The sequence below is a fragment of the Amycolatopsis sp. NPDC003731 genome, from assembly GCF_053586895.1.
Map to the genome: position 1 here is coordinate 1 of NZ_JBSFNC010000084.1, position 16,945 is coordinate 16,945.

Annotated in this window: 18 protein-coding genes; 12 read left to right on the top strand and 6 right to left on the bottom strand. The window is 72.9% G+C overall.

Annotation, left to right across the window (positions count from 1 at the left end; translation table 11 throughout):
* Positions 1 to 141: 141 nt before the first annotated feature.
* A complete protein-coding gene (locus ACWDN5_RS29205; RefSeq protein ID WP_449678532.1) occupies positions 142 to 1,008 on the bottom strand; it encodes a MerR family transcriptional regulator in 867 nt (288 codons plus the stop codon).
* Positions 1,009 to 1,163: 155 nt separating this feature from the next.
* Between ACWDN5_RS29205 and ACWDN5_RS29210 the strand changes: the two genes are divergently transcribed.
* The 4 genes from ACWDN5_RS29210 (at position 1,164) to glgC (ending at position 5,574) form a co-directional block, all read left to right on the top strand.
* On the top strand, positions 1,164 to 1,532 hold the full coding sequence (locus tag ACWDN5_RS29210) for an STAS domain-containing protein (protein ID WP_310976173.1): 369 nt from the start codon (positions 1,164 to 1,166) through the stop codon (positions 1,530 to 1,532).
* 136 nt (positions 1,533 to 1,668) lie between these two features.
* Positions 1,669 to 3,057, top strand: coding sequence for an MSCRAMM family protein (locus tag ACWDN5_RS29215; RefSeq protein WP_310976174.1), 1,389 nt, complete (start codon positions 1,669 to 1,671; stop codon positions 3,055 to 3,057).
* 148 nt (positions 3,058 to 3,205) lie between these two features.
* On the top strand, positions 3,206 to 4,360 hold the full coding sequence (gene glgA, locus ACWDN5_RS29220) for a glycogen synthase (protein WP_310976175.1): 1,155 nt from the start codon (positions 3,206 to 3,208) through the stop codon (positions 4,358 to 4,360).
* Positions 4,357 to 5,574, top strand: coding sequence for a glucose-1-phosphate adenylyltransferase (glgC, locus tag ACWDN5_RS29225; protein ID WP_310976176.1), 1,218 nt, complete (start codon positions 4,357 to 4,359; stop codon positions 5,572 to 5,574). The genes glgA and glgC overlap by 4 nt, the downstream gene beginning before the upstream one ends.
* A gap of 7 nt (positions 5,575 to 5,581) precedes the next feature.
* On the opposite strand, the gene ACWDN5_RS29230 is transcribed toward glgC, so the two are convergent.
* Positions 5,582 to 5,713, bottom strand: coding sequence for a hypothetical protein (locus tag ACWDN5_RS29230; RefSeq protein WP_257920605.1), 132 nt, complete (start codon positions 5,711 to 5,713; stop codon positions 5,582 to 5,584).
* A gap of 79 nt (positions 5,714 to 5,792) precedes the next feature.
* On the bottom strand, positions 5,793 to 5,942 hold the full coding sequence (locus tag ACWDN5_RS29235) for a hypothetical protein (RefSeq protein ID WP_449678533.1): 150 nt from the start codon (positions 5,940 to 5,942) through the stop codon (positions 5,793 to 5,795).
* A gap of 165 nt (positions 5,943 to 6,107) precedes the next feature.
* Between ACWDN5_RS29235 and ACWDN5_RS29240 the strand changes: the two genes are divergently transcribed.
* The gene (locus ACWDN5_RS29240; protein ID WP_310976178.1) at positions 6,108 to 7,145 is read left to right on the top strand and encodes an NADPH:quinone reductase; all 1,038 of its coding nucleotides are present in this window, start codon (positions 6,108 to 6,110) and stop codon (positions 7,143 to 7,145) included.
* Positions 7,146 to 7,266: 121 nt separating this feature from the next.
* Here the strand turns inward: ACWDN5_RS29240 and ACWDN5_RS29245 are convergent, their stop codons facing one another.
* The gene (locus ACWDN5_RS29245) at positions 7,267 to 8,223 is read right to left on the bottom strand and encodes an alpha/beta hydrolase (RefSeq protein WP_449678534.1); all 957 of its coding nucleotides are present in this window, start codon (positions 8,221 to 8,223) and stop codon (positions 7,267 to 7,269) included.
* 484 nt (positions 8,224 to 8,707) lie between these two features.
* Between ACWDN5_RS29245 and ACWDN5_RS29250 the strand changes: the two genes are divergently transcribed.
* Complete coding sequence (locus ACWDN5_RS29250; protein ID WP_449678535.1) at positions 8,708 to 9,730, top strand: helix-turn-helix domain-containing protein; 1,023 nt, start codon at positions 8,708 to 8,710, stop codon at positions 9,728 to 9,730.
* Positions 9,731 to 9,921: 191 nt separating this feature from the next.
* Here the strand turns inward: ACWDN5_RS29250 and ACWDN5_RS29255 are convergent, their stop codons facing one another.
* On the bottom strand, positions 9,922 to 10,887 hold the full coding sequence (locus ACWDN5_RS29255) for a TIGR01777 family oxidoreductase (protein ID WP_449678536.1): 966 nt from the start codon (positions 10,885 to 10,887) through the stop codon (positions 9,922 to 9,924).
* A gap of 397 nt (positions 10,888 to 11,284) precedes the next feature.
* On the opposite strand from ACWDN5_RS29255, the gene ACWDN5_RS29260 reads away from it, so the two are divergent.
* From ACWDN5_RS29260 to ACWDN5_RS29285, 6 genes are all read left to right on the top strand, one after another.
* Complete coding sequence (locus ACWDN5_RS29260) at positions 11,285 to 11,737, top strand: hypothetical protein (RefSeq protein WP_449678537.1); 453 nt, start codon at positions 11,285 to 11,287, stop codon at positions 11,735 to 11,737.
* Between the two features lie 55 nt (positions 11,738 to 11,792).
* Positions 11,793 to 12,242 (top strand): hypothetical protein, encoded by a 450-nt coding sequence (locus tag ACWDN5_RS29265; RefSeq protein ID WP_310976183.1) that lies wholly within the window; start codon positions 11,793 to 11,795, stop codon positions 12,240 to 12,242.
* Positions 12,239 to 12,718: a hypothetical protein gene (locus tag ACWDN5_RS29270; protein ID WP_449678538.1), complete on the top strand. Its 480-nt coding sequence runs from the start codon at positions 12,239 to 12,241 to the stop codon at positions 12,716 to 12,718. The genes ACWDN5_RS29265 and ACWDN5_RS29270 overlap by 4 nt, the downstream gene beginning before the upstream one ends.
* A complete protein-coding gene (locus ACWDN5_RS29275) occupies positions 12,715 to 13,146 on the top strand; it encodes a hypothetical protein (protein ID WP_449678539.1) in 432 nt (143 codons plus the stop codon). Before ACWDN5_RS29270 ends, ACWDN5_RS29275 begins: the two co-directional genes overlap by 4 nt.
* Positions 13,147 to 13,233: 87 nt before the next feature.
* Positions 13,234 to 13,719, top strand: a complete 486-nt coding sequence (locus ACWDN5_RS29280; RefSeq protein WP_449678540.1) for a prepilin-type cleavage/methylation domain-containing protein — start codon at positions 13,234 to 13,236, stop codon at positions 13,717 to 13,719.
* Positions 13,716 to 15,725, top strand: coding sequence for a hypothetical protein (locus tag ACWDN5_RS29285; RefSeq protein ID WP_449678541.1), 2,010 nt, complete (start codon positions 13,716 to 13,718; stop codon positions 15,723 to 15,725). Before ACWDN5_RS29280 ends, ACWDN5_RS29285 begins: the two co-directional genes overlap by 4 nt.
* Before the next feature lie 4 nt (positions 15,726 to 15,729).
* On the opposite strand, the gene ACWDN5_RS29290 is transcribed toward ACWDN5_RS29285, so the two are convergent.
* The gene (locus ACWDN5_RS29290; protein WP_449678542.1) at positions 15,730 to 16,509 is read right to left on the bottom strand and encodes a prepilin peptidase; all 780 of its coding nucleotides are present in this window, start codon (positions 16,507 to 16,509) and stop codon (positions 15,730 to 15,732) included.
* Between the last annotated feature and the right edge of the window lie 436 nt (positions 16,510 to 16,945).

Sequence of the window (16,945 nt, forward strand, 5' to 3'; positions counted from 1 at the left end):
TTTTGGGGGTTATTGTTTTTCTGACGTGACATCTACCGTTGGGGGGGGGGCCCGCGCTATTGACAAAGCCGGCACACCCCCCCCCGAATGAGTCATTCGCGACCTCGCCGGCCGGTGGTGGAGCCGCGAATGAACGCCGGCTCAGAACTCCGCGTGCGCCACGGCCAGCTCCACCGCGGCCCCCAGGTCGTTCACCCACCGGAAGCCGCGGTCCGCCAGGTGCGCCCAGCCCGGGCCCGCCGTGCCCACTTCGCACCCCAGGGTCCGGAGCCGCGCCGCCAGGAGGTCGTCGGCCGTTGTCGGGGCCATCGACCACAGCACCACCAGGACCGGGTTGATCCGGGCCGCCAGGTCCGCCACTGTCTCCGCCGGGACCAGCTGTCCCAGGTACGCCACCGGGACCGCCGCCTCGGCCAGCGTCGCCCGCAGGGCCTCGATCGGCAGCGAGTGCCTCTCCGCCGGGCAGCACGCCAGCAGCACCGGGCGGCCCGGCACCGCCGCCGGGAAGCGGCCGCTGAACCGCTCGAACGCCAGGGAAATCTCCGACGTCAGCGCCCACTCCGAGGCGAAACACGCGTCGCCGCGCTGCCAGCGGTCGCCCAGGCCGCGCAGGACCGGGGCCAGCACGTCGGTCCAGGCCGCCGCCGGGCCCAGGGTGCCCAGCGTTTCGTCCAGCAGGCCCGCCACCGACGCGTACCGGAGCTCGTCCGCGGCATCCGTCAGCTCGCGCGCGCGCCGCGAGGCCGGCACCTCGAGCCCGGCCGGGGCGTGGCCGAACGCCGCCTCGGCCGCCTCCCGGACCGGCATCCCGCGGGCGACCAGGCGCTGCATGTGCTGGAGGCGGCGGACGTCCGCGTCCGAATAGCGGCGGTGGCGCCCGGCGCCGGCGGGCGGCCCGATCCCGTACCGCGCGCTCCAGCTGCGCAGCGTCACCGGCGACACCCCGAGCAGCTCGGCGACCTTGCCGGGCGCCCAGGCCCCGGGCGGTGCGTCGTTGTCGGGTTCCACCGTGCCCCTTCGCCTCGCGGACCGCGAACTGCCGAAGTTTACCGATCCCCGCGGCGGCCGAACGGCGAAGACACGCAGGCCCCGGCGCCGGACGTCACGAGTGAATTCGCCCGCGGTTGGGTATTTCTGTCCCGGTGCCCGATGAGGAGTGAACCATGACCGAATCCACCGGCCCGACCGACGCCGGAGTGGTGATCGTCCGTCGCGCGGGCGAGCTCGACCTCGCTCGCACGCCCGAGCTCCGGGAAGCCCTGCTGGGGCCCATCCGCGCCGGCGCCCGCGGGGTCGTCGCGGACCTGACCGAAACGACCTACTGCGACTCGACCGTCTTCAGCGTGCTGGTCGAGGCCCACCGCGAGGCCACCGCCCGGAACGTGCCCTACGCCATCGCCGCGGAGGAGACCGCGGTCCACCGGCCGCTGCAGATCCTCGGCCTGGACGCGCTGCTGCCGCTGCACCCCGGGCTCGACGCCGCCCAGGCGGCCGTCGCGGGGCGGCCGCTGCGGCCGCGGGAGACCGCATAGGGGTGGCGATCACCCCGTCGGCCCTGGTCCGGGGCCTCCGCGTTCGCTAGCTTGACGGTGATCGCAGTTTTTCTGCGCCATCGCCGGGCGGCGCCGCGGGGAGCCGCCGGTCCGGCCCTTTCCAGGGGGATCCACCGTGTCCAGAACACCCCTGCGCGGGGTGAGACGGCTCTGCGCCGTGCTCGCCACCGTGCTCACCGCCGGCGCCTTCGTCGCACCGGCCGCCCACGCCGACGGGCCGTCGCTGCTCATCACCGCCTCGGTCGGCGCCGGGCCGCAGCTGGTCGCCAAGCCGTTCCCGATCACGCTGACGCTCACCAACACGACCGACCAGCCGCTGACCAAGGTCACGCTCTGGGACGAGCACCTCGCGGGCTCGTGGCTGTCGATCCAGGACTGGGCCGGCCTCGGCGGCAGCCCGCAGGCCGGTGTCACGATCGACGCCGGGGCCACCCGGACGTTCACGATCACCGCCGCCGTCTGGAGCTGGAACGGCGCGCCGCAGGACCGGTTCCGCGGGCCCGACGCCGAGGGTGGCGAGCTGGCCGTCCCGATGGTCGACCCGACGACGACGCAGGGCCCGGCATCCGGTGTGCTCTACGGCGACCGGAACGAGAACGGCGCCTTCGACGCGGGCGAGGGCCTGCCCGGCGCCATCGCCTACCTGTACGGCACGAGCTCCGGCAACCCGATCGAGGTCACCACGGACGCCGACGGCCGGTTCGCCTTCACCGGCCTGCCCGCCCAGCGCTACGGGATCTCCAGCCGGAACCTGCCGGACGGCTGGGTCTACGAGGCCGCCACCGAGCAGCGCCTCGACGTCGACGGCAGCGACCCCGGGCCGGTCGTCCAGCTGCGCGCGGTCCGGCCGTTCTCCGAGAAGCTGCACGCGACCGGCTCGTTCGACCGCGGTACCTACCAGGTCGGCGACAGCGTCCAGGTCACCTTCACGGTGACCAACGTCAGCGCCGGCGACCTGCACGGGATCACCCTCGGGTGCGACCGCTTCGGAGGCCCCGACCACCTGCTCGGGTGGGACGGCTGGAACGACATCACCGCCCCCGGCTCGTTCGACCTCGCCGCCGGCGAGACGCGGACGTTCACCGAAACCGGCACCGTGCCCTCGGCCGCCCCCACCTACGGCGGCTTCTACGCGGCCTGCGACTTCGGGATCGACCCCGGTCCGCTCGACGGGCGGCCCGAGGTCGACCTGTACGCCCACGTCGCGGCCCCGCCGGCCGCCACCGGTGGAGTGCTCTACCACGACGACAACGCCAATTACGCGGTCGACCCGGGTGAGGCGATCACCGGTGCGACGGCCGAGCTGGTCGACCGGGTCGACGGCGCGGTCACCGCGACCGCCGTGTCGGACGCCCAGGGGCACGTGGCCTTCGGGACCGTCCCGGCCGGCCCGTACATCGTGCGCATCGACGGCTGGCGCCCGTTCGGCGCGGACGGCGCGTCCGTCACCGTCGGCACCTGTTGGTACTGCGGGGAAGACTGGGCTCTCCGGTACCAGCGCTGACCTCGCCCGGTGGCCCGGCCGCGCGCCGGGTCACCGGGGGCGACGGCCGCTCCGGCGTCACGATCACCCCGACAGTGACGGAAAACTCGCCGAATTCCCCTGTCCGCCAGACTGCGCCACGGGCCCGGGAGGCCCTAGGGTTCGCATCATGAAGGTCGGCCTGCTCACCCGCGAATACCCGCCGGAGGTCTACGGCGGCGCCGGGGTCCACGTGGAGTTCCTCGCCCGGGAGTTGCGACCGCTGGTCGACCTCGACGTGCACTGCTGGGGCGCGGACCGCCCCGACGCCACCGGGCACACCGATCCGCACGGCTACCGGCAGCCGGCGTTCACGACCATGGACATCGCGGTCTCCATGGCGAACGCGCTCGAAGGCCACGACCTCGCGCACAGCCACACCTGGTACGCGAACCTCGCCGGGCACCTGGCGAAGATGACGCACGGCATCCCGCACGTCGTCACCGCCCACTCGCTGGAGCCGCTGCGGCCGTGGAAGGCCGAGCAGCTCGGCGGCGGCTACCGCGTCTCCTCCTGGATCGAGCGCGAGGCCTACGAAGCCGCGGACGCGATCGTCGCGGTCAGCGGCGGCATGCGCCGGGACGTGCTCGCCGCCTACCCCGCGGTGCCGCCCGAGCGCGTGCACGTGATCCACAACGGCATCGACACCACGCTCTACCGCCCCGACCCGGGCACCGAGGCCCTGGCCAAGCACGGCATCGACCCGGACCGGCCGTACGTGCTGTTCGTCGGCCGGATCACCCGGCAGAAGGGCGTCCCGCACCTCGTCCGGGCCGGCGCTTCGCTGGACCCCGGCGTCCAGCTGGTGCTGTGCGCGGGCGGCGCCGACACGCCCGAGCTCGACGCCGAGTTCCGCGGGCTGGTCGCCGAGCTGGAGAAGACCCGCACCGGCGTCCGCTGGATCCCGGAGATGCTGCCGCGCGGCGAGGTCGTGCAGCTGCTCACGCACGCCGCGGTGTTCGCCTGCCCGTCGGTCTACGAGCCGCTCGGCATCGTGAACCTGGAGGCGATGGCGTGCGGCACGCCGGTGGTGGCCAGTGACGTCGGCGGCATCCCCGAGGTCGTCGACGCCGGCCGCACCGGGCTGCTGGTGCACTACGACGAACAGGACCCGCAGGGGTTCGAGGCGGGACTGGCCGCCGCGCTGAACGAAGTGGTCGGCTCCCCGGAGCGGGCCGCCGCGATGGGCACCGCCGGCCGCGAGCGCGCGGTCGGCGAGTTCGGCTGGAAGGCGATCGCCGAGCGGACGGTCGCCCTCTACGAGGCGTGCGGGAGGTCGCTGTGAACAGCGAATGCCATGTCCTGGGCATCGTGCTCGCGGGTGGGGAAGGCAAGCGCCTGATGCCGCTGACGGCGGACCGGGCGAAACCGGCGGTGCCCTTCGGCGGCACCCACCGGCTGATCGACTTCGTGCTTTCCAACCTGGTGCACGGCGGCATCCGGCGGCTGTGCGTGCTGACGCAGTACAAGTCGCACTCGCTCGACCGGCACATCTCGACGACGTGGCGGCTGTCGTCGCTGACCGGCGAGTACGTCACGCCGGTGCCCGCGCAGCAGCGGCTGGGCCCGCGCTGGTACCAGGGCAGCGCCGACGCCATCCACCAGAGCCTCAACCTCGTCCACGACGAGAACCCGGAGTACATCGCGGTGTTCGGCGCGGACAACATCTACCGGATGGACCCGCGGCAGATGCTGGAGGCGCACATCGCCTCCGGTGCGGGCGTCACCGTCGCCGGCATCCGGGTCCCGCGGAAGGAGGCGAGCTCGTTCGGGGTCATCCGGACCACCGACGGCCTGCTGATCGACGCGTTCATGGAGAAGCCCGCGGACCCGCCGGGCCTGCCGGACTCGCCCGAAGAGGCGTACGTGTCCATGGGCAACTACATCTTCACCACGAAGGTGATGCTGGAAGCGCTCTACGCCGACGCCGAAAACGCCGCCTCGCACCACGACATGGGCCGCGACATCATCCCGGCGCTGGTCAAATCGGGCGAAGCCGCCGTCTACGACTTCAACACCAATGTGGTGCCCGGCGAAACCGAACGCGACCACGGTTACTGGCGCGACGTCGGGACCATCGACAGCTACTACGAGGCGCACACCGACCTCATTTCGACGCACCCGATCTTCAACCTCTACAACCGGCGGTGGCCGATCCTGGCCCACCCCGGCCAGCGGGCGGCGGCGAAGTTCGTCGAGGGCGGCTCGGCGAACCAGTCGATCGTCAGCAACGGCTGCATCATCTCCGGGGCCCAGGTGGTCGACTCGGTGCTCTCCCCCGACGTCATCGTCGAGCAGGGCGCGGTGGTGCAGGGCTCGGTGCTGCTCGACGGCGCCCGCGTCGGCCGCGGAGCGGTGGTGCGGCGGGCGATCCTAGACAAGAACGTCGTGGTCCCCGCCGGGGCGCACATCGGCGTCGACCTGGCCCGCGACCGCGGCCACTACCACGTCAGCGAGGGCGGCATCGTCGTGCTGGGCAAGGGGGAACGCGCGATCTGAGCCGCGCTCAGGAACGGGTGGCCGCCGAGATCCGCTCGACGACCTGCCGGGGGTCGATCCCCCAGCGCTCGGCGAGCTCGGAGATCGACGCTCCCGCCGCGTACTCGGCGGCGATCATGCTGTTGACGACGCCGGCCACGGTCCCCTCCTCGGCCACGGGTGCTCGGGCACCCGGGATGCTACATGTCCGTCGCGGACGGCGAACAACCTGCTGCACGTCACCGCGCGGATTTGTCCGGTTCCCGCGGCGGATTCGGCGGATTCGGCGGATTCGCCTTCGCGCGCGTCGCATTGAACACGGCGTCGAAGATCGGCGTCGGCTCACCGTCGTCGCGCTTCGGCCGCTCGTCACTCTTTTCCTCTCCCACGCGCCCAGTTTCTGCGACGACCGCCGATTCCGCTGGCACGAACCCGGAAAATCGCCCGGCCGGGGGATCTTGTTTTCGCGCTTTCCCGGTGCCGAAAAACGATTTCCCGCGCGCATTTCCGCAGATGCGGGGAATATCCCGGGCGGTCCGCGGATTGCACCGGGTATGAAGGCAGTCGTCTACCGCCGCCACGGCGGACCCGAGGTGCTGGAACTGTCGGAGCGGGCCGTCGCGGACCCGGGACCGGGCGAGGTGCGGGTCCGGGTCGTGGTGTCCGCGGTCAACCCCACGGACTGGAAGGCCCGCAGCGGGCTGCGCGCCGAGCCCGGCGCCGAAATCCCGGAAACCGTGCCCAACCAGGACGGCGCGGGCGTGGTCGACGCGGTCGGCCCGGACGTGACGGAGTTCGCCCCCGGCGACCGCGTGTGGCTGATCATCGCGGGCGCGTACGGGCCCGCGTCGGGGACGGCGCAGGAGTACACGGTGCTGCCGGCCTCGAAGCTGGTCCGGCTGCCGGACGGCGCCGGGTTCGACGAGGGCGCCGGCCTCGGCATCCCGGCCCTGACGGCCCACCGCGCGCTGACGGTCGCCGAGGACGGCCCGGCCCGGCTCTCCCCCGGAGCGTTGACCGGTCGCACGGTCCTGGTCAGCGGCGGAGCGGGTGCGGTCGGCAACGCGGCCATCCAGCTCGCCCGCTGGGCCGGAGCGACGGTGATCGCGACCGTCAGCAGCGCGGAGAAGGAGGCACTGGCCCGGGCGGCCGGGGCGCAGCACGTGCTGCGTTACCCCGACTCTTCACTGGGCGCGCAAATCCGCTCGGTCGCTCCCGATGGCGTGGATCTGGTGGTCGAGGTGGCGATGGGGGTCAACGCGAAGCTGCACACGGAGGTGCTGCGGCCGAGGGGCACGGTCGCGACGTACGGCGACGACCGGGGCACCGGGACGGTGAGCCTCGACTTCGGGACGAACCTGTGGCTGAACGCGCGGTACCAGTTCCTGGTGCTGTACACGGTGGGCGAGGACAAGCTGCGCGCGGGCGCGGAGGACATCACGGCGGCCATGGCCGAGGGCGCGTTGCGGCTCGGTGAGGACCGCGGGGTGCCGCTCCACCGCTTCCCGCTGGCGGAAACGGCGAAGGCGCACGCGGCCTCGGAGGACGGGATCACGGGGAAGGTGCTGATCGACGTCGGTCCGGCCGACTGAGCCGGGCGGGCTGCACGCGTCCTGACCGGCTTTCCTGTCACGAGACCGGAAAGCCGGCCAGGACTTTGCGGCCTCCGCCGGCCGCCGGTCCGCGACCACGGCCGGTGGCAGGTCGTCGAGTTCAGCCGTCGATGCGCAGGCCGCGGCGCAGGGCGTCGACCTCGTCGGCGAACATGCGCCGGGAGATCCCGGCCGTTTCGACCATCGAGGAACCGTGGAAGGTGCCCGGGTAGTGCCTCAGGTCGACGGGCACGCCCGCGTGGGCGAGCCGCTGGGCGTAGGCGATGCCCTCGTCGCGGAGCGGGTCGAACTGGCAGGTGGTCACGAACGCGGGCGGCAGCCCGGCCAGGTCGGTGGCCCGCGCCGGGGCGGCGTAGGGCGAGACGTCCGCGCCGCCCGGTTCCGCGCCGAGGTAGCTCGTCCAGCTGTGGATGGCGTTGGGCCGGTTCCAGATCGGCGTGTCGGTGTAGTCCCGCATCGACGGGGTGTCCAGGCGGTCGTCGAGTTCCGGGATGCCGAGGTACTGGAAGCAGAGCTGGGGGCCACCGCGGTCGCGGGCCAGCAGCGCCACCGCGGCCGACAGGCCACCTCCGGCGCTCTCGCCGGCCACGCCGAGGCGGGCGGGATCGATGCCCAGCTCGTCGGCCTTGGCCGCGACCCAGGCCAGGGCGGCGTAGCAGTCCTCGACGGGGGCCGGGAAGGGGTGCTCGGGGGCGAGCCGGTAGTCGACCGAGACGATCACGATGCCGAGCTCGTCGACCAGGCGCAGCAGGGCGGGGTGGAACATGTCGAGATCGCCCATGACGAACCCGCCACCGTGGATGTAGAGCAGCCCGGGCACGGCGGAGGTGCGGTTCGCCGGAGAGTAGATCCGCACGGGGACATCGGGCACATCGGACGGCCCGGGCACGGCGATGTCCTGCACGTCGACGGGGTTGGCGGGTTCGTAGGACGGCAGGATTTCGCTGAGCTGCCCCATCGAGGACCGCGCGGCCACGAGCGAGGCGTGGTCGGTGAGGGTGACGGCGGGGAGCATGTCGAGCCAGGGCAGCAGCTCGGGATCGATGGCGTAGGTCATGCTCCGATCATCGGCGCCGGCCGTCCGGCCGGGCCACCGCCACGCGGCGGGGGTTGCGGGGAGGAACCTCGCCACCCGGCGGAGGGGCACGTGAGCGGGGTCGGCGCAGGCCGACGCGGTTGGCGGGCCGAAGTCGCGCGGGGGTCGGCGCCCTTGCGGTGTCGGCCGGGCGCTGGTGGGTTGGGAGCGCGGGGTCCGGCGGCAGGGCGCTTGGTGAGCGGAGGCCGACGGGGGTTGGCGGCCTTGCGGTGTCGGCCGGGCGCTGGTGGCTTGGGCGCGCAGGGTCCGGCGGCGCTTGGTGAGCGGACCGGCGGGGGTGGGCGGCCTTACAATGTCGGCAGGGCGCTAGTGGATCGGGCGGGCGGGTCCAGCGGCAGGGCGCTTGGCGGGCGGAGGCCTTGCCCGGCCGGACCTCGCTCGCCGTCGCGGTGCGTTGCCTGGGCAGAGCTCGCCATCCGGTGGTGGGCGCGCCTATCGTGGCGGGATGAAAGGCCTGCTGCTGCGGCTGTCCGGGCTCGATGCCGACGCCGAGAACGCCGTGCGGGTGATCGGGTTCTTCGACCGCCTGATCACCGGCCGCTCCGGAGTCGATGCTCTGGTGCGCAGCACCGCCGAGCTCGCCGGGTGTCCCGTCGGCGTGCATGCTCCCGGCCGGGGCCTGTCGCTGCGGGCGGCGCCGGGCCACGACGTCGTCACCCCGGGTGCGGCGCCGGTGGGCGCCACCGCGCGGACGCTCGAAGGCGGCGTCGTCGTGTGGGTGGCGCGGGACGGTGCGCCCCTCCCCCTCGATGACATGCTGCTCGAACGGTTCGCCATCGCCGCCGCGATCCTGCTGGAGCACTCCGGGGTGCCGCGGCCCGAACTCGGGGATCCGGCGCTGGTCGAGCTGGTGCTGTCCGAGGACACCGGCACCGTCGAACGGTCCCGCGCCCTGCACCTGCTCGGCTTCGGCCCCGCGACCCGGCTGCGGGTGCTCGCGGGCAGCGGCGTCGACGCGCTCGCGGGCCGTTCGGCGCGGCTGGGTGGGGTGCGGGCCGTCCTGCTGCCGGGCGAGGTCGCCTCGCTGCCGGAGGGCGCCCGCGCGGGTGTCGGGCCGGCGGGGCCGGCCATCGAGGTCGCCCGTTCGTGGACGGCCGCCCGGACGGCGCTGCGGTTCACCTCCGCGGCGGAGCCGGTCGTGTGGTGGGAACGGCTCGGCGGGCTGGCCGCGCTCGCGGACAAGCTGGCCCCCGCGGAACTCGCGGAGCAGGCCGACGTCCGGGCCCTCGACCGCCTCGCGGCCGAACCCCACGGCGCGGACACACTGGCGGCGTTGGACGCCTTGTGCGCGACGGGTTCGGCCCGCAAGGCCGCCGCGGCGCTGCACCGCCACCACAGCACGATGCCGGCCCGGCTCGCCCGCGCGGAAGCGGTGCTGGGCTTCGAGGTCGACTCGCCGGCCGGACGGTTCCGCCTCCACCTGGCCCTGGTGCTGCGGCGCCTGCGGGACAACGCCGACCTCGGCTGACCCGCCCCGAGCGGACCCGGCAGCTCCGGGACAACGCCCGAGCCAGACCCCCGGAGGGCACCCCGCCAGGTCCGCACCGTCCTCAGTGGACCCGGCAACCCGGGACAACGCCCGCCTCGGCCGACCGTCCCGAGTGGACTCGGCGAGCTCCGGAACAACGTCGACCCGGCGTCCACCGGTCCGCACCGGACTCAGCCCACCCTCGACGGCCGGCGTGACCGGCGCACCAGGTCCTCCGCCGCGGCCGGCCATTCCGGGTACCCGAACGAGAATCCCGCCTCCGTCAACCGGCCCGGGATCACGCGGCGGCTCTTCAGCAGCAGTTCCGTGTCGCTGCGGAGGACGAACGCGCCGATCTCCGCCATCCACTTCGTCGCCGGCAATCCCACCGGCATCCCCGCCGCCGCTCGCAGAGCGCGCACGAAGTCGCGGTACGGCAACGGTTGCGGGGCCGCCAGGTTCACCGGGCCGCTGATCTCCTCCCGCTCGACCAGGAAGCCGATCGCGCGGACCAGGTCGTCTTCGTGGATCCACGACATGTACTGCCCGCCGCCCGCGACCGGGCCGCCGAGGCCCAGGCGCGTCAGGCGCAGGAGCATCGCCAGCGCTCCGCCGGGCTCCGGGCTCATCACCATCGCCGTGCGCAGCGCCACCTTGCGGGTGCCCGGGGTCTCCGCCTCGCGCTGCTCGCGTTCCCACGCCTTGGCGATGTCGACGCTGTACGACCAGTAGGCCGGCACGTCCGGCTCGTCGCCGCCCAGCACTCCGGTGATTTCGTCGTTCGGCGCGTCGAACCGGTGCGCGTAGATCGTGGCCGTGCTCATCTGCAGCCACACCCGCGGCGGCCGGGCCGCGCGGGCGATCGCGCCGCCGACCACCCGCGCCGAGTCGACGCGGGAGTTCCGCATCTCGCGCAGGTTCGCCGGGGTGTACCGGCAGTTCACCGACCGGCCGGCCAGGTTGAGGACGACGTCGCTGCCGTCGACCTCCGCCGTCCAGGGCCCCGGGCCGCGGCCGTCCCAGAGGACGTGCCGCACGCCCGGCTCCGGCCGGGCCTCCCGCCGGGTCAGCACCACGGTCTCGTGCCCCTGCTCGACCAGCGCGCGGCTCAGTACCCGGCCCAGGTGGCCGGTGCCGCCCGGAATCACAACCTTCATGTTCTCGACCGTACCGCAGGAGTTGAACATGTTCAATTATGACTGGGAGTAATCACCGTAATGCGAGCCTCAACCGCCACCCCAAGAGGCGCCAAGACCACCGAAGACCCCTTCGGAAGATCACGAGGAGGTCTCCGCCATTCGGCCGAACGGGTCTGGAAAACCACAGGTCACACTCCTGCATCGGATCTTTACCCGCTGGGGAGGACGTCACATCCCGCGCGCGTAACACGACGGGCTGCCGCTGACAAGGGACCTCGGACCTTCGCAGTCGGGCCGGTCGCCCGGGGAGAAGATCGCCGGGGAGTTCGCACACTCATCGTGACGGTCCACACCGGACCAGCCGGACCGCGACCGAGCCCGGCCTTCCCGACGGAACAGCTCCCAGGAGAACCTCATGCGCAAGATCAGCAAGCGGTCCGCGATCGTCCTCGGTGCCGCCGGAGCGGTGGTCGTCGCCGGTGTCGCCTACGCGGCCTGGACGAGCACCGGCAGCGGCACCGGCTCGGTGTCGTCGACCACGTCGGTCAATTCGACGATCACGCCCGCGGGCTCCGGCAACGCCCTCTACCCGGGCGGCGGCACCGACTTCACCGTGACCGTCGACAACCCGAACAGCTACCCCGTCGTGGTCACCGGGATCAGCGCCGGCTCCTCGAACGCGGTCAACGGCTGCGCCGCGGGCACCGTCACGAGCGCCGTCCCCGCGGACACCACCGGCACCATCGCGGCCGGTGGCTCCAAGACCTACACCCTGCACGCGACGATGAACGCCAACGCCACAGACGCCTGCAAGAGCCAGACCTTCGTGCTGCCGCTCACCGCCACCCTCGCCTCGAACGCCTCCTGAGCCACGGCGGGGCGGTGCGCCAACCACCGCCCCGCCCTTCCCCGAAAGGACCCCGATGTCCAGGTGGCGGAGCGGTGTTCCGGCGGGCGCGCTCGCGGCCGTCGTGGTCACGTGGTTCGCGATCGGCCCCGCCCCGGTGGCGAACACCGCGAACGGCAACGGCATCAAGCAGTTCGGCATCGCCGACGTGCCCGGCCGGGCCACCGCGCTGGTGCCCGGCGCGACCGGAACCCGGTGGATCCGGCTGGCCAACGCCGAGAACTTCCCCATCCTCGTCCAGACCGTGACGGCCGCGGTCGGCAAACCCGTCGACAGCCGGGGCCGCCCGGTCCCGGCCTGCCCGGCGGCCTCGGTGCAGGTCGACCCACTCGCCCGGCCGGTGACGGTGCCCCGTGACGGCACCGCCGACGTCGCCCTCACCACCCGCATGCTGCCCGGCACCCCCGAGGCGTGCCGATCGCTCACCTTTCCCCTAACGTACACAGGAACGGCGGTCAAGCCATGAAGAACCCGACCCTGCGCCGCGTGCTCGTGGTCACCACGGTGGTCGGCGCGACGCTGGGCGGCGGGATCGCCGTCGCGGCGTGGACGAGCTCCGGTTCCGGGGCGGCGAACGCGAAGGCCGGAACGGCGGCCGCGCCGACGACCGGGACGGTGCCGGCCTCGGCCCTCACGACCGGCCCGCTCTACCCCGGCGGTCCGGTGGGCGACGCCAAGATCCTGGTCGGCAACCCGAACCCGTACCCGGTCAAGGTCAGCACGATCGTGGCGAACGGGACGCCGACGGGAGCCAACGGCACCGGCACCTGCACGACGACCGGCGTGAGCTGGACCGCGCAGTCGCCCAACGCGCCGGTGCCCGCGGGCGGAAGCACGACCCTCACGCTGACGGGCGCGGTCTCGATGAGCACGGCTTCCGACGACGGCTGCCAGGGCGCGGTGTTCACGATCCCGGTGACGGTCACGGTGGTGAGCGGATGAGCGCGCCCCGGGTGGTCTTCGCGGCCGCGATGGTGGCGGCCGCGTGGACCACGGTGATCACCGGCTTGACCGCGATCGGCGCGGCGCGAGCGGAGGCGGCCTGGCTGAAGTCCGGCTCCGGCGCCGGATACGCGGCGGCGCTGAAGCTGCAGACGCCCGGCCAGCCGGTCGTCGACTCGGCGAAGTGCAACAACGGCAACGGCAGCGGTCCCTCGGCCACGCTCCACTGGACCTACCCGACCCCGTTGCCGCCCGGGTTCGAGCTCCTCACCGCGACCACGGCGGGCGGCCCGGTTTCCACCGCGGGCACCGCCACGACCACTTCGGCCACCATCCCCCTGCCCGGCAACAACAAGGTCTACGTGAGCGTGCGCGCCACGGCCGGTTCCTGGAAGGGGACGCGATCTCCGGAGGTGGCCGCCTGCTGATTCCGGAACACCCCTCGAACCCTGCAACGCAAAGGAAAGAACCATGCTCGAAAGACTGCGCGCCGTCCGCGCCCACGATCCGCTCGCTTGGCCGTGTCGCACGACGCCCAGCAGAGCTCGGCGTTCTTCGCCCAGGACGTCGCCGCGGTCGGGCTGCGCGACTACTCGGGCCAGGTCGCGAACGGCCAGGTCCCGTACTCGCCGTCGATCCAGGTCGGCGCCGCCTACGACAGCGGCGGGCAGGTGTGCGGCACGGCCGCGACGCCGGTTTCGGTGGTGCGCCTGCTGTCCGACGACTGGGACACCGGCCCGCCGGTCGCGACCCGGCGGACCGCAATCGTCGCCTACTACCTCGCCGGGACCGAGCTGCACCGCCTGCGCTGCCTGGATTCCGCGGCTTCGTCGGACTCGGTCGTCGCACACCACGTCGCCCCGGGCACACCCGCGATCACCTGCTCGAGCCCGTGCACCGCCGCGGCCGTCCCGCTGTGGGTGAAGTTCACCTTCACCGCCGTGGCGCCCCGCGCCGACCCCTACCCCATCACCCTGTTCGGGCAACGGAGGCAGACATGACCCGCCGGTGGAAGGGCGACGACACCGGAGCCGCGCTGCCGCTGGTGCTCGTGCTGGTCACGGTGATCGCGGTGGTGCTCGGCGCGCTGCTGTCGTTCGCCGACACCAGCGTCCGCACCACGGTGAACCTGCGCGACCAAGCAGCGTCCGCCTACACGGCCGACGGGGCGCTGCAGGCGGGGATCAACGCGATCCGCACCAGCACGTTCACCGGCGCGGCCGGCGAACACTGCTTCGGCGCGTCGGACACGCTGACGCTGCCGAACTTCGGCGGCGCCGGCTCGGCCGCCGTGTCGTGCACCGCCGATCCGGCGAAGGTGCAGATCCAGTGCCCGTCCCTGAGCGTGTGCAACCGGCCGGGCAACGCGATCCTCACCCTCGGGACCGGCGGCGAGGACGGGCTCAACATCCAGCAGCCGACCGGGTCGACGTTCAAGGTGCACGGCATCGTGTACTCGAATTCGAACATCCGCGTGGTCAACGGGGCGCTCGACACGAACACCGCGGTGTACGCCCGCGGCGCCTGCTCGGGCACGATCCGGAGCACGCCCGCGGCGTCCTGCGGCTACGGCGGGTCGAGCCTCGGCGCGGACCCCGGCTACGCGCCGGCGTTGACGTCCGTACCGCCGCGCCAAGCGCTGCCGCCGTGCACCAAGTCCGGCTCGCTGGTGACGTTCCAGCCCGGGTTCTACGACGACGCGGCCGGGCTGTCGGCGATGATGTCGAGCAGCAGCAAGTGCAAGGACAGCACGTTCTGGTTCACGCCCGGCACGTACTACTTCGACTTCCGCAACAGTGCTCCGGTCCGGCCGCCGTCACTGCTCGCCGGCGAGGACGTGTGGACGATCGACAACGGATACGTGGTCGCGGGCACGCCGGTGGACGAGAGCGGGCGGATCATCGCCAAGCCGCCGGTCCCGGCGAAGATCCCCGGGGCCTGTGACAACCCGATCGACGACGCGAAGGCGGTCGGCGTCCAGTTCGTCTTCGGCGGCGACAGCCGGCTGGCGGTGAAGGCGGGCCAGGCGGAGATCTGCGGGACCTACAGTGCGGACCGGCCGCCGGTGGCCGTGTACGGCCTGACCTCGGGCGCGGAATCCCCGGTGACGGCGACGCTCGTTCCCGGTTCGGTGACCGGAGGCTTCACCGGTACGGCCGCCTCTCTGTCCACAGTGGACGGAACCGGTGCGGCCTGGGTTTCGCCGGGCAAGGGTGGCGGCAGTGCCGCACTGACCGCGACCGGCTTCGCCCCCGCCGCGGTGCCGCCCGCCGGGACGATCCTGACTTCGGCGAAGATCCGCGTCACCCACCGCAACGACCAGGGCGCGAACAAGGACACCCGCACCGCCCAGTTCACTCCCGCGGGCAGCTCGCCGATCACGCTGAGCTTGTCCACGCCGAGCGATGGCACGCCCGCGACCGACGTCACCGACGTGACGAACCAGCTGGCGCAGGCGGTGTACGACGGCACCTTCAGCGGCGGGCAGCTGAGCTACGGCGTGACCGTGAAGCACGAGGGCACGGAACTGGTGGATGCGCTGCAGCTGGAGCTCACCTACACCCCGCCCGCGTTGCGTGCGGAAAGCGGGTGCACCCAGCTGACGTACAGCAGCAGCGCGGCGTGTGCGCTGGTCACGACGGTGAACAACTCCGGGAACCGGTTCTACGTGCAGGGAACGACGTACGCGCCCAAGGCCGTCCTGGACGTCACGCTGAACAACGCGACCGAGCCGATCTTCCGCTTCGGCGTCATCGCGCGGTCGTTGTGGGTGAAGGAGACCGGGAGCGTGACGTTCACCGGGGCGGTCATCGAGGTGCCGGACGACTCGCCCGGGTTCGTCTTCGGGGTCTACCTCTCGGCGTACGTGTGCCCGGGGTCGGCCACCTGCGCGCCGGGTGGTGTTCCGGCCGCCCGGGCGCGGGTGGCCTATGTGGACGGTGATCCGACGAATCCGGTGCCGGGAGCGCGTCAGGTGTCGGTGCTGAGCTGGTCGGGGAACCGGTGACCGGTCAGGCCAGCCCGGTCAGCCGCTGGTAGGCGTCGCCGAGCGGGCCGGCCGCGAAGATCGCCAGGAGGGCGGCGGCGATCATGAACGGCCCGAACGGCAGCGCGGTCTTGCGGCCGCCCTTGCCGGTGGCCAGCACGACGACGCCGGCGAGGGCACCGAGCAGGAAGCCGCCGAACGCCCCGATCAGCAGCGTCCCCCACGAGAGGTAGGCGAGGATCCCGCCGAGGAGGCCCGCGAGCCGGACGTCGCCGAAACCCATGCCGGCCGGGTAGGCCAGCGCGAGGAGGAGGTAGAAGGCGAACAGCGCGGCGCCGCCGATGCCGGCGCGGGCGAGCGACCACCAGTCGCCGCGGTACCAGGCCGACGCCGTCAGCAGGACCACCAGGACGGGGTAGGACGGCAGCACGATCGCGTTCGGCAGGCGACGGCAGTCGAGGTCGATGAGGGCAAGCGCGATGCCGATCGCGCCGAAGTAGAGGAAGGCGGGCAGGTCCGGTGGGTCGAGCCGCAGGGCCAGGAGCGCGAAGAGGACTGCGGTGGCGAGCTCGACGAGGGGGTACCGGACGCTGATCCGGGTACCGCAGGCGGCGCACCGGCCGCGCAGCACGAGCCAGCCGAAGACGGGGACGTTGTGCCGGGCCTTGATGGCCTGCCCGCAGCCGGGACAGCGCGACGGCGGGCGGACCACTGACTCGCCGCGCGGCACCCGGTGGATCACGACGTTGAGGAACGACCCGACGACCAGGCCGAGCACCGCCGCCGCCACGACCAGCACCGCCATCGGCTCCTCCGGGGTTAGGACCGCCGCCGATCTTGCCGGACCCACCCCCACCCCGCGACCGGACACCACCCGCCCTGAATCCTCCGATGGACGACACGCGTACCCAGCCGGACGACACGCCGGCCGCCCGTGTCGACCCTCGAATCACGCGTGTCGACCCTCGAATCACGCGTGTCGTCCATCCAGGTACGCGTGTCGTCCGCGCAGGTACGCGTGTCGTCCATCCAAGTACGCGTGTCGTCCGCGCAGGTACGCGAGTCGTCCACCCAGGTACGCAAGCCGACCGCCTGGGTATGCGAAGCGGCGGCCTGGGGCGGGGCGGGCGGTGGTGGGGCGGGCGGCGATGGGCCGCGCGGCGGCGGGCTGGCCGCGCCGTGCGGCGGCGAGTTGGGCGGGCCGGGTACGAGGCGACGGGCTCGGCGGCGGGTCCGGTCCG